Here is a 12,641-nt window from a genome sequence, read left to right as displayed (position 1 = left end):
GTGCTTAAGACTGTTGTAGTTGTCTGATCGGCGTACCATCTAAAAACTGGAGTAGTGACTGTTGCAGACGAAGCCGACAGAGAGGCTGAAGAGCCTGAACAGATCATCGCGTCTGCGGCTGTTATGTCTGAAGCCAATCCCAGAGAGTTTACCGTTACCATTACCGCTTTTCTGGTGTTTGGAAGATTTTCGCAAACCCCGTCACCGCTTACGCTAACATAATAGGAAGTTGTAGCTGTTGGCGAAGGGCTGTATGAAGCTCCCGTGCTTAAGACTGTTGTAGTTGTCTGATCGGCATACCATCTAAAAACTGGCGTAGCGACTGTTGCAGACGAAGCTGTCAAAGAAGCAGAAGAACCCGAACAGATTGTCGCATCGGCAGCAGTGATGTCTGAGGCCAGCCCTAAAGAATTTACCGTTACCGTCACCGCTTTTCTCGTGTTTGGAAGATTTTCGCAAACCTCGTCACCGCTTACGCTAAGATAATAGGAAGTTGTCACTGTTGGCGAAGGGCTGTATGAAGCTCCCGTGCTTAAGACTGTTGTAGTTGTCTGATCGGCATACCATCTAAAAACTGGCGTAGTGACTGTTGCAGACGAAGCCGTCAAAGAAGCTGAAGAGCCTGAACAGATTGTGGCATCAGCCGCAGTTATGTCTGAGGCCAATCCCAGAGAATTTACCGTTACCGTTACTGCTTTTCTTGTATTAATAGCATTATCACAAATATTAGTACCTCTAACACTAACATAATAAGTTGTCGTAACTGTTGGTGTAGGGTCGTAATAATCTCCAACGAAAAGAGGATTCGTTGAAGTTTGGCTTTCATACCAAATAAATACAGGACTATCAATTGCAGATGTGGCAATTAGTAGTGCCGCATCACCTGTACAAATTGTCTGATCTGTAGTGTTAATATCTGCCGCAGTTGCCAACGGATTCATAGAAATTGTTACTGCTTTTCTAGTATTTGGAGCATTCTCGCAAACTCCAGTTCCGCTTACACTAACATAATAAGTTGTCGTAACTGTTGGAGACGGACTGTATGAAGCTCCTGTACTTAAGGCTATTGTAGTTGTCTGATCGGCATACCATCTGAATATAGGTGATGTAACCGTAGCTGAAGAAGCAGTAAGAGCAACTGTTTGTCCAGGGCAGGTAATAGCATCTAATGCTGTAATATCTGATGCCTGCCCTAGCGGATTTACATTAGCTGAAACCGCTTTTCTAAAATTTGGAAGATTCTCACACATTCCTGTTCCACTTACACTCACATAATAAGTTGTAGTGGTTATTGGTGAAACATTATACGAAGGCCCTGTGTTAAGAACAGTTGTTGAGGTCTGATCGGCATACCATCTAAAGACGGGACTTACTACATTAGACGACGAAGCTGTCAGTGAAACTGATGAACCATTACAAATTGTTCGATCATTCGCGGTTAAATCCAATTGTGTAGCTAGAGGAGTTACATTGACGACTACCGCTTTTCTAGTGTTGATGACATTTTCACAAACTCCATCTCCGCTTACACTAACATAATAAGTCGTTGTAGCTATTGGAGACGGATTATACGAAACTCCAGTACTTAAAACAGCCGTTGACGTCTGACTGGCATACCATCTAAAAACTGGATTTGTTACCGTAGATGAAGAGGCAGTTAATGACGCAGTAGATCCCAAACAAATTATAGCGTCAGCAGCAGTTATATCAGAAGCGATTCCTAATGCATTCACTGTTACCAAAATTGGTTTTCTTGTATTGGGATCATTTTCACATGTTGCATCTCCTTTAACACTTACGTAGTAAGTTGTGGTTACTGTTGGAGAAACATTATATGATGCTCCATTATTAAGAATAGTAGAAGTTGTTTGATCTGCATACCAAGTAAATACAGGATTTATTACGGTAGCAGAACTTACACTTAGTGTAGCATTATCCCCAGGACAAATTTCTGTATCAGCTCCCGTAATATCGGCAGCTGTTGCAGGTGCATTAACATTAACCGTTACTGTTCTAGTTGTCGATGCAGATGGACAACCACTAGAGCCATTTACAGTATAAGTAATTATAGTACTTCCGGTAGCATTGCCTGTTATTACACCATTTACATCAACAGAAGCAATACCTGCATCATCTGTTGTCCAAACTCCACCCGAATCTCCATCAGTAGTAAACGTTGTCGTTTCTCCGACACAGACATTTTGATTACCCGACAAAGTTCCCGGATTAGATTCTATAATGGTTACGCTTATTGTTGAAGGAATTACAGAACAGCTTCCTGTTTGTACTATCGTATAATTTATGAGGGTTGTACCACGTGAAACCCCTGTTACGACACCATTTACATCTACTGTAGCAATAGCTAAATCATCACTTTCCCATATACCTCCAGGAGCTCCATCTGAACTAAAGGCAGATGTTCCTCCAACACAAATATTTTGATTTCCAGTTAAAGTACCAGAATCAGGAGCATCTTCAATTGTTATTGCTCGAGTTGATGATAAGTCTGAACATCCTCCTGTTCCAGCTACCGTATAAGTTATAGTTGCTACACCTGGCATTAAACCTGTAACAACTCCACTAGCATTAACAGTTGCTATTGTTGGATCACTACTTGACCATATTCCACCGACATCTCCATTTGTAACATAATTGGTGGAAGTCCCTTGACATATGTTTTGAAAACCTAATAAAGTTCCAGGATTTGGTGGAGCCGCTATTGCTAAAGTAACCGGTGTCCTAACAGCACTGGTACAGCTACCGTTGTTTCCTTGAGCATAATAAGTAACTGTTCCTACTGTACTTAAAACAGGAGATGCAACAATGTTTCCAGCTAAAGCAGCATCATACCAAACAACAGATTGACCAGCCGGAACACTAGCCGTTGCCGTTAATGTTGTTGGAAAACATCCTTCAGTTACCGTTGTAGTATTAGTAGGTATACTTGCAGCCGTTAAAGTAATCAAAGCACTATTTGAAATATTTCCTTGAGCATCTCTTCCTAAATAAGCAATTGGGGTCGGATTTATTACGCTAGCAGATTCTGGTTCAAAACTTATCAATCCAACAGAGTTTGCTTTCCATACACCTTCTCCTGGGATAGTTATTCCAACAATATCACCAAACCCATCTATAATAAGATTAGTTCCAGTACCAGGATTAACAAAACCAACTGTTTCAGGAACAATTGTACTACCTGAAGTATCATTTGCAAGAACATTAATAAATCCCGAAGAAGTTCCAACATTAAAACATGCAAAATCAGGTGTTGTAGCAGGAATACCAATTGCATAATCTTCTACCTCACCATTCATAAAAGAACTCCCAGAATCTGACGTTGTTATTGCTTCTGTTGTCACTCTAACTCTAAGATAAGTTTGTGCATGACCACCTGTATTGGTTAAAGCAACATTATTCCAAGTAAGATTAACACTTCCTGATAAAGTACCGGCAGGAGATGTAGCTGTCGTTCCTTCAGATGCTTGAAAAACACCATCGTTATTCCAATCAATCCAAGCTACATAGTTCGCGGGCAGTCCAGTATTATTATTAAAGTTTGCCGCAACTGTATAACTACTTATATTTTGTCCATTATTTGTCAATGGTGGAATTACCTGAACTCCGTCATCATCAATAGAAGCATCGGCCAGAACAGAAGGAAGTCCGTCTGGTTCAGCAAAATTAGTGTTACCTAATGAAAGAGTTCCAACAACTCCATGTGAAGCTCCATCAGATGCCAAAAGCGTTTTATAACTATCTGGCGCATCGCCAAAATCAGAACTAATTGTGATTACAATTGGACTTAATCCCGATGCTTGTACATTGGCCTGAGCAGTGACGCTCCAAATACCAGTCATTAGGAAAAAATCTGTAACATGAGTAGTAGATAACGGAGGAGTAAATAAAACTTGATGATTTAAATCGTCTGGTGTTCCAGACCCTCCGTTTGGTGTTTGTCTTCTAATGGTTATTGTGCTAGGAAGATTTGCACCCGCTATTGTTCCTAGTGAATTATTAATTAAAGTTCTCCAACTATGGCTTGCTCCTATATTAATAGTTTGATTTACAAGCTGTGTATTTCCTCCACTAACAGCATTAGCATAAGGCACAAAAGTATTTCCATTATAACCAAAAAAGGTTACCCATTCAGCATTTCCATTTGGAGTTCCGTGAACCCCATCAATATCCAAAGCAAGAAAATTTATACTTTCAACAGGTCGGTCAAAATAAATTCTAAATCCAATACTAGCAGAACAATTATTTGCCATTCCATTATCTGCATTCAACGTATTTGCCATTTGTATTTTTGTAAAATTAGTTGGTGTTTTATCTCCAACATAGGCAGGAAGTGTATTTCCTGTAAACAATCCTCCAATATCTGGTCCAGCAGTTCCTGAGCCAGAAGGACCAGTAGAATGTGTCGCTCCACCAGTCGTTATAAGTTCTGCTTTTACAATAGTCCCATCAGGCAATCTTTTACCGTTTGGCATTGAGCTTAAAATATCGGCAATAGAAAAACTATAATTTGTTTGCGCTGATGCACTTGTCAACAAAAGCAAAGTAATAAGTACCAAAATGATTTTAATTTTATTTTTCATTATCCATAAATTTTAATGATAATAATATTTCTATTTTATGATAGTCTTTAGTCATCACAAAGCTGTAATAATAAATTCGCTTCGTCTGTTGGCTTGATGTTCTTCTTCGGTACATTTTACACCGTCAGCGCATTTATTAACCAATTGGTTTTCTCCGTATCCTTTTCCAGTCAATCGGTTTGGAGCAATTCCATTTTTAACCAACCATTGAATCGTCGATTTAGCTCTTCTGTCAGATAAAGCTTCGTTATACTGATGTGAAGCCCTACTATCTGTATGCGAACGAACATCTATTTTCATATTAGGATAATCGTTCATAACAGCCAGTATTTTTTCGAGATCTAATGCTGCCTCTCTTCTGATGTTCGACTTGTCTAAATCGAAATAAATCATCTTGATGCCAAAGCATTTTCCTAAATCATCGCCTACAGTAACCTTACATGTTGATTTTTCCAATTGGATTGGAAGAGTAGTTTTTCCGCTTTCTGTTCCAATCGTGACAGTTAGTTCTTTTGTGCTATATTCTGGTTTCTCTGCTCTTACAAAATACATCTTCCCACATTCGACAGAAAAAGTGTATTTGCCAGATGCATCAGAAATTGTGGAACTTTTGAGTGACATATCGCTACCAAATAATGAGACCTTAGTATCTGAAAGAACTGCTCCTGTTTCGGCATCTGTAATAATCCCTTCAAGTTCCTGAATACACTTTAATCTTTTGGTTTCTAAAAATTTATAAATATCATCAGATCCCTGCCCTCCTTCTTTGTTGGAAGAGAAAAAACCTCTTCTCGTTTCGGGATCAATAATATAAGCGAAGTCATCTTTTGGAGAATTGACATCTGATCCCACGTTCTGGATATTGCTTATTTTTCCGTTATTGTCAATGTTAGCAACAAAAACATCTAAACCTCCAAGTCCTGGATGCCCGTCTGAAGCAAAATAAATTTCATTTTCAGAGGTTAGATACGGAAAAGTCTCCTTCCCTTCTGTATTAATTGTATTTCCAAGATTTTCTGGCGCACCATAACCTCCATTTGGATTTATGCTGACTTTATACAAATCTGACTGTCCAATTGATCCTGGCATATCAGAAGCAAAATACAGTGTTTTTTCGTCTGGACTCAAAGCAGGATGTGCCGTACTGTAATTATCACTATTGAACGGAAGTTCTGCGATATTGGTCCATTTATTATCTTTTCCAAGTTCCGCTTTGTAAAGTTTTATTAAAGTGGTTTTATTATCATCTTTACCTTTTTTTCCGTTGATGTAATTATTTCTGGTAAAATAAACCGTCTTGCCATCTCTAGTAAAAACTGGTGAAGCCTCATGAAATTTAGTATTAATGGCCGATTTAAATTTATTTACTTTTGATGCGCCTCCTGTAGAAGAATCGAGATCGGCATTATAAATATTCGTAAAATATTCTCCTGTCCACGTGTGTTTTCGCTTTACAAAATTTCCTGTATCTCGTGCAGAAGCAAAATAAATTTTGTTGTTATAGACAAATGAACCATAATCAGAGTATTTACTGTTAACTCCTGCATCCTCTATTTTATATCTTCCCGAATTTGCTTTTATCTGATCCAAGTAGTTCAGATTTTCTTTATAGAGCTTTCCTCTGCTGTCATTTTTTGATTTAGCATTAAACTCATCCAAAAATTTATTAGCCTCGGTAATTTGTCCTATAGATTTTAGACATTGTGCATATCGATAATAATATTCTGGTTCAACACTTGTGTTCATTGCAAATAGCTCTTTATACCATTTTGCAGCGTTCTCAAACTCTGAGTTAAAGTAATAGGCATTACCTAGTTTTTTAAACATATCTTCAGATTTGTAGCCTTTATTAGCAACTTTTTCAAACGTTTTTATGGCATCGATATAAGCGTAATTGTCATATTTCTTGTCTCCAGAATTGACTTTTGCCTGTTGTGCATAACTGCTAAACGAAAAAGAAGTAATACTTATAAGTAGTAGTATAGATTTTTTCATGATGCCCTATTTTTAGAAGAAACGAGGAGTTGTAATTCTACTTTTGTTTGAGAAGAATTCATAGCGCAGAAAGATTTCATGTGAGCCTGAATTGTAGTTTCTTAATCTGGTTGTTTCATTATCATATCCATAACCAATATATAATCCGTCGGTAATCTGAAATCCTGCCATTGCGCTTATCGCGGCATCCCATCGATAAGCAACTCCCAGAGTGAGTTTTTCAAAGAATAAAAAATTGGCAGAAACATCTACTTGAAGCGGCGCACCTTCAACCATTTTAGTCAAAAGCGCAGGTTTAAATTTTACTTCTTGAGAAAAATCAAAAACATAACCACCAATCAAATAATAATTGATTTTGTCTTTATAAATCGCGACATCATTATCATCATAGCGGTTGGTTTGAATAAAATTTGGAACAGAAAATCCGATATAAGCCTTATTAGAATGCCAATAAATTCCGGCTCCAACATTAGGCGAAAAATCATTATCCAGATTTTGAAATTGTGGATCTCCAGCTGTTTCTGGATTTAGTTTCGTAACATCTAGATTAAAAAAATCTGCTGTACCTTTTATACCAAAAGAGAGTTTCCAAGTTTCTGAAGTTGGTATTGTATAAGAAAGATCAACAGAAAATTGATTCTCTGTTGTAGGACCGATTTTATCATTTACTAAAGAGACACCAAGACCAATATTACTATTATTAATCGGGGTGTTTACAGAAACACTATTAGTCTTAGGAGCACCATCTAACCCAACCCATTGATCTCGATGCAAAGCAAAAATGCTTAAAACACCTCGAGAACCAGCATACGCAGGATTTATGTTTATTGTGTTGTACATGTATTGCGTATACTGCGCATCTTGCTGTGCATAACCAATACAATAACCTAGTAGAACGATACAAAGAAGTAGTTTTTTACTCATTTTCTAATTTTTTAAATATTTAACTTATGGACATGACAAGTCGGTTATAAGAACTTTTGCTCCTTAACTTTTTCGCATGGATAATAGAATTTCGAGATTAGCAGATACTGTAAAATCAAGTATCTCAAATCTTAACGACTGTAAATAATTAAACTTAAGAGTATAGAAATCTGGTGGAAAAATTTAAAGCGTAATGCTTTAATTAAATGGCTGTTAAATGGTCTGGCTGATAAAGATTCAAAGTCTGAATCGTAGAAAATACCGAATGACTAAAAAAACAGATTTAGGAAGGAAAAAATTGCATTATAATTTGAAAAAAATATCACAATTTTATTTGTTTAATGGCATAGACCAAAATAAAAATAAAAGCAGAAATCTGCTTTTTAGACCTAATTTATTGATCAGATAAATATGGTCTTTTCATTCTCATACATTTCTTTTAAAATGAGAATTTGTTACTACTAGCTTCTAAATTCTATATTCGTTTTTAAATTAATTTCAGAAGCACACAACAATCTAATTTCTTACATGTTAAAATACACAATAGTATTAAACATCTTACAAAAATATACAAAATATATTGATATACAGTATTTTAACATTATTTTTTCATTAAATAAAACTATTTAATTTCCTACAAAACTATAAACACTATTCAATTGAGAGGTTTCAAAACAGGTATTTTATGTTTCATTTTATAAAATGAAACAATATTTAACGAAAATTAGTACATATTCTAGCATTATTTAACCATTTGATTTTCAGTAGTTTCCAAAACTACTTTCAAAACAATATTCAAACCGGACTACTCAGAATATAAAAAGTGGTACATTTTGATGATACAGCAAAACGATACTTTTGACTAAAAATCATAAAGTATCAAAATAAAAAATGAACAAGGAAATAAGAAATGACTGGAGCAAAGAAGAAATTCAAGCCATCTATGATAAGCCTTTGCTTGAGTTAGTTTATCAGGCAGCAACTGTACATCGCAATTGGCATAAACCTTCAGAAATACAAGTTTGCACGTTACTTTCTGTTAAAACAGGTGGCTGTCCAGAAGATTGTTCCTATTGCGGACAAGCAGCGCGCTATCATACTGATATAAAAGTTCAGGCTCTTTTGCCAACAGAAACTGTTCTTGAACATGCACAAAAAGCGAAAGATGGAGGTTCTTCTCGTTTTTGTATGGCTGCAGCTTGGCGCGAAGTACGAGATAACAAAGATTTTGATCGTGTTATTGAAATGGTAAAAGGCGTTAATGATCTCGGATTAGAAGTTTGCTGTACACTAGGAATGCTTACCGAAGAGCAAGCTATAAGACTTCAAGAAGCAGGTTTGTATGCTTATAATCATAATTTAGATACTTCTGAAAGTTACTATGATGAAATTATTAGCACACGTAAATTTGATCAGCGTCTTGATACTATAAATAATGTTAGAAAAGCGGGTATTACGGTTTGTTCTGGCGGAATTATTGGTTTGGGAGAAACTCCCGCCGATCGTGTTTCTATGTTAGCAACTTTAGCTACAATGCCTACTCATCCAGAATCTGTTCCTGTAAACGCACTGGCAAGAGTAAAAGGAACACCATTAGAAAATAATCCGAAAGTACCTCTTTGGGATATGGTTCGAATGATTGCCACAGCGCGTATTACTATGCCAGCATCTGTTGTACGTTTAAGTGCAGGAAGAATTGAAATGACAGAAGAAGAGCAAGCTTGGTGTTTTATGGCTGGTGCCAATTCTATTTTTACTGGAGAACGCGAAACTTTACTAGTAACACCAAACCCAGGACTATCAGAAGATATGCAAATGTTTCAAAATCTTGGACTTAAACCTTTAACTAAAGAAAGAAAAAGTAGCTGTTCTGTGGTTTAAAAGATATTTTTGAAACTCTAAAACACTTAAAAACATAAAAATACTGCGCAACTCTAAAAATGTTTGAGGATGCGCAGTTTTTTTTATTCCAATTTGGATCTCTTTGTAAAGCGGGACATATTTCAGAAAATAATTAAATATATTTGAAAAGCGTTATTGCAAGCAGAAATTCAGATAATGGAAATATTAAATATAGAAACGGCACAACTTAACATACGACACCTTAAAATATCAGATCTATCTGATTTTCATATCTATAGGTCTAATCCAGAAGTTACAAAATATCAAGGTTTTGATGTTATGGCAATTGAAGAGGCTGAAGAATTTATTAAAGAAAACGCAACAAAACATTTTGGCAAAGCTGGAGAATGGGTACAATACGGAATTGAAAATACTAAAACCAAACAACTCATTGGCGACTGTGCAATTAAACTTGATCAATACGATACAAGAATTGCCGAAATCGGAATAACAATCTCGCACCTTGAGCAAAAAAAAGGTTTTGCAAAAGAGGTTTTTGTTGGCATTCTGGATTTTCTATTTGACACCAAACAAATACATCGAGTTGTTGAAATTGTAGATGCTGAAAATATTGCTTCGATTAACCTATTGAAAAGTATCGGTTTTAGACAAGAAGGGCACTTTATCGAGAATATTTTCTTTAAAGGAAAATGGGGAAGTGAATTTCAGTATGCAATGCTAAAACGGGAATGGGACAAGAGAAAATTGTAATAAGGAACTCTTTTACTCATTTCAAATCTTTATTGATAATTTTACAATAAAGGAAAAAAAAGCAAAAACATGTATAAAAAAGCCCTCCAACCATTAATTGACAATTCTACTGTTATTCTAATTATGGGCACTATGGCTGGCGAACAGTCTATTGCCAAACAGCAATATTACGCCAACAAAGGAAATCTTTTTTGGAAAATTATGTTTGCTATTTTTGAAGAAGAATTTAGCGATTTGTACGAAGATCGAAAAGCTCTATTAACAAAATATAAAATTGGCCTTTGGAATGTTTTGCAAAGCTGTAAAAGAGAAGGAAGCAGTGATGCTGCAATTACCGAAGAAACGATAAACGATTTTGAAAGTCTGCACAAACAATATCCTAATATAAAACATGTATTTTTTGAAAGTAAAGCTGCTACAAAGTATTTTCAGAAACATACTATTGCACAAAAAGGAATTACCTATGTAACTCTCCCTTCTACCAGCGGATTAAATGCTGGCCTGACAAGAGCAGAAAAAATGGCCGAATGGAGAGCCATATCTCAAATAGCGCTTCCTAAAAAAGAAGAAAACTAATTACCTGTTTCTCATAATATAAAACAGTATTTCTTCTTCTAGTTCTCTTGATAAATTTTCGAACTTCATTCTGCGTCGGTGATTTTTATCGCTTTTATCCCTGTAAAGCTCCGTTTTGGCGGTACTTATACAATAAGCATCACAAATAACCTTAAATTTCTCATCGAGTATATACAACTCTTTCATAGAATCGAAGTACGCAGCAAACTTAACATTATATAATTCGTCAGGGATAGCGGCCATAGGTTGGGTCATATTTAAATTAATACTGAATTTTACCTTAAAAGTTCAAACAATTAATTTTAAGTATTCTACATTTTAATTTACTTCTCTATTCGTACATCTTGTATCGAAAAGATATTTAAAATTATAATGAAAAAGCTTAATCTTTCTATCTGAACCTCTATAAATGGTTTCAGATTATAATCTGAAACCAGAAATAGTAAAATGAACCCACAGCCGTTAAAATGCAACAAGATAAAATCAGGTGTTTTTTACATCATAAACATAAATTTGCACTTCATCATCACTAGCTAGAATTCTACGATCTGTAGCGCATTGTTGCCCAATATCGGTTTTAAAAGACTCCATCATTGCATCTAAAGATTCAAAATATAAATTAGCCACAAGAAATACATCAGAATGTCCAGTCAATGATATGACAGGTTCTTTGCTAACTTCATATTTTATTATTCCAGGAAGTTTTTTTGCCAACGGAATATGCACCTCATAATAATGTTTTTCAAAAAAAGAAATATCTTTTGGTGTTTTATAAATAACAGTCATTTTTGCCATAATAGTTTTTTTGTTTAATACGTTAGAAAATTATCTAACGTAAATTTAAAAGCAATTACAGACTTTTCTAATATGCAAAATAGACATTCTTACTGGTATATTTGGACATCAACTTTTAGTATCTTTATACAAAAAAGAAAATGAAACAGCTTACCATAATAGTTCCCGAAGGAGATAATAATCTTTCTAGCATATCTGGTGCGTACGAAATCTTTACCAAAGCAAATGCTTTTGCTAAAATGAACGGCGGAACAGAATTGTTTCAAATCAAACTGGCAGGAATTTCTGAAAAAATAGAATTTAATGGTGGTATTTTTACTGTAAAGCCCCATGTCTATATTTCCCAAATTGCTAAAACCGATCTTATTATAATTCCTTCATTAAATCACAATTACAATCTTGCCCTTCAGCATAATGACGAACTTGTGCAGTGGCTGCAAAAACAATATCAAAAAGGTGCAGAAATTGCCACGATCTGTACAGGAGCATTTATGCTTGCTGCATCGGGACTTCTTGACGGAAAAAATTGTTCGACACATTGGTCTGTTAGAGAAAATTTCTCTAGAATGTTTCCGCAAATAAATCTGAGAGTTGATGAATTAATTACAGATGAAAATGGAATATATACGAATGGCGGAGCATACTCTTTTCTTAACCTAATGATTTACCTTATCGAAAAATATTATGGTAGAGCAACTGCAGTTTATTGTGCCAAAGTGTTTCAGATTGAAATGAATAGAAAATCTCAATCACAATTTATTATTTTCTCAGGACAAAAGAAACATGAAGACGAAATGGTACTTGGTGCACAATCTTATATCGAAAATAATTTGGGCGAAAAATTATCAATGAGCGATCTTTCGATTAAGTTTAATGTCAGCAGAAGAAATTTTGATAGACGATTTATAAAAGCCACTGGAAATACTCCTAGCGAATATCTGCAAAGAGTAAAAATTGAAGCCGCTAAAAAAGCTTTTGAAACAGATCGTAAAACAGTAAATGAAGTAATGTACGAAGTGGGCTACTCTGATATTAAAGCTTTTCGAGATGCATTTAAAAAAATCACTGGAATTCCTCCAATCGAATACAAAAAGAAATATCATAAAGGAGCTGCATAAACTAGATTTAAAAAGCAGAAAA

8 protein-coding genes are annotated in these 12,641 nt (G+C 35.4%); 4 read left to right on the top strand and 4 right to left on the bottom strand.

All coding sequences use genetic code 11. The features are described 5' to 3' along the window. The 3 genes from JC605_RS23485 to JC605_RS23475 all read right to left on the bottom strand — a co-directional run. Positions 1-4,598, bottom strand: a 4,598-nt coding sequence (locus tag JC605_RS23485; RefSeq protein WP_198858513.1) for an S-layer family protein, incomplete at its 3' end; no start/stop codon positions are given. 54 nt (positions 4,599-4,652) lie between these two features. Continuing rightward, positions 4,653-6,593: an OmpA family protein gene (locus JC605_RS23480; RefSeq protein WP_198858512.1), complete on the bottom strand. Its 1,941-nt coding sequence runs from the start codon at positions 6,591-6,593 to the stop codon at positions 4,653-4,655. 12 nt (positions 6,594-6,605) lie between these two features. Next, complete coding sequence (locus tag JC605_RS23475; RefSeq protein ID WP_198858511.1) at positions 6,606-7,517, bottom strand: type IX secretion system membrane protein PorP/SprF; 912 nt, start codon at positions 7,515-7,517, stop codon at positions 6,606-6,608. An 891-nt stretch (positions 7,518-8,408) separates the two neighbouring features. Here JC605_RS23475 and bioB point away from each other — a divergent pair. From bioB to JC605_RS23460, 3 genes are all read left to right on the top strand, one after another. Beyond that, entirely contained in the window at positions 8,409-9,398 is a 990-nt protein-coding gene (gene bioB, locus JC605_RS23470) for a biotin synthase BioB (protein WP_198858510.1), read from the top strand. 177 nt (positions 9,399-9,575) lie between these two features. Then, entirely contained in the window at positions 9,576-10,130 is a 555-nt protein-coding gene (locus tag JC605_RS23465; RefSeq protein ID WP_198858509.1) for a GNAT family N-acetyltransferase, read from the top strand. A gap of 69 nt (positions 10,131-10,199) precedes the next feature. Beyond that, positions 10,200-10,706: a DNA-deoxyinosine glycosylase gene (locus JC605_RS23460; protein WP_198858508.1), complete on the top strand. Its 507-nt coding sequence runs from the start codon at positions 10,200-10,202 to the stop codon at positions 10,704-10,706. A 483-nt stretch (positions 10,707-11,189) separates the two neighbouring features. Here JC605_RS23460 and JC605_RS23455 read toward each other — a convergent pair whose 3' ends face one another. Continuing rightward, a complete protein-coding gene (locus JC605_RS23455; protein ID WP_198858507.1) occupies positions 11,190-11,501 on the bottom strand; it encodes an EthD family reductase in 312 nt (103 codons plus the stop codon). Between the two features lie 140 nt (positions 11,502-11,641). Between JC605_RS23455 and JC605_RS23450 the strand changes: the two genes are divergently transcribed. Further along, entirely contained in the window at positions 11,642-12,619 is a 978-nt protein-coding gene (locus JC605_RS23450; RefSeq protein ID WP_198858506.1) for a GlxA family transcriptional regulator, read from the top strand. The last annotated feature ends 22 nt before the right edge of the window (positions 12,620-12,641 follow it).

The organism is Flavobacterium sp. IB48 (assembly GCF_016405855.1).
GTDB classification, from domain to species: domain Bacteria; phylum Bacteroidota; class Bacteroidia; order Flavobacteriales; family Flavobacteriaceae; genus Flavobacterium; species Flavobacterium ginsengisoli.
This window is presented reverse-complemented; position numbering and strand designations above follow the sequence as displayed.

Excerpts from the sequence above, each read along its gene's own strand:
- JC605_RS23455 (WP_198858507.1), bottom strand. The coding sequence starts at position 11,501 with ATGGCAAAAATGACTGTTATTTATAAAACACCAAAAGATATTTCTTTT.
- bioB (WP_198858510.1), top strand. The coding sequence starts at position 8,409 with ATGAACAAGGAAATAAGAAATGACTGGAGCAAAGAAGAAATTCAAGCC.
- JC605_RS23480 (WP_198858512.1), bottom strand. The coding sequence starts at position 6,593 with ATGAAAAAATCTATACTACTACTTATAAGTATTACTTCTTTTTCGTTT.
- JC605_RS23450 (WP_198858506.1), top strand. The coding sequence starts at position 11,642 with ATGAAACAGCTTACCATAATAGTTCCCGAAGGAGATAATAATCTTTCT.
- JC605_RS23460 (WP_198858508.1), top strand. The coding sequence starts at position 10,200 with ATGTATAAAAAAGCCCTCCAACCATTAATTGACAATTCTACTGTTATT.
- JC605_RS23465 (WP_198858509.1), top strand. The coding sequence starts at position 9,576 with ATGGAAATATTAAATATAGAAACGGCACAACTTAACATACGACACCTT.
- JC605_RS23475 (WP_198858511.1), bottom strand. The coding sequence starts at position 7,517 with ATGAGTAAAAAACTACTTCTTTGTATCGTTCTACTAGGTTATTGTATT.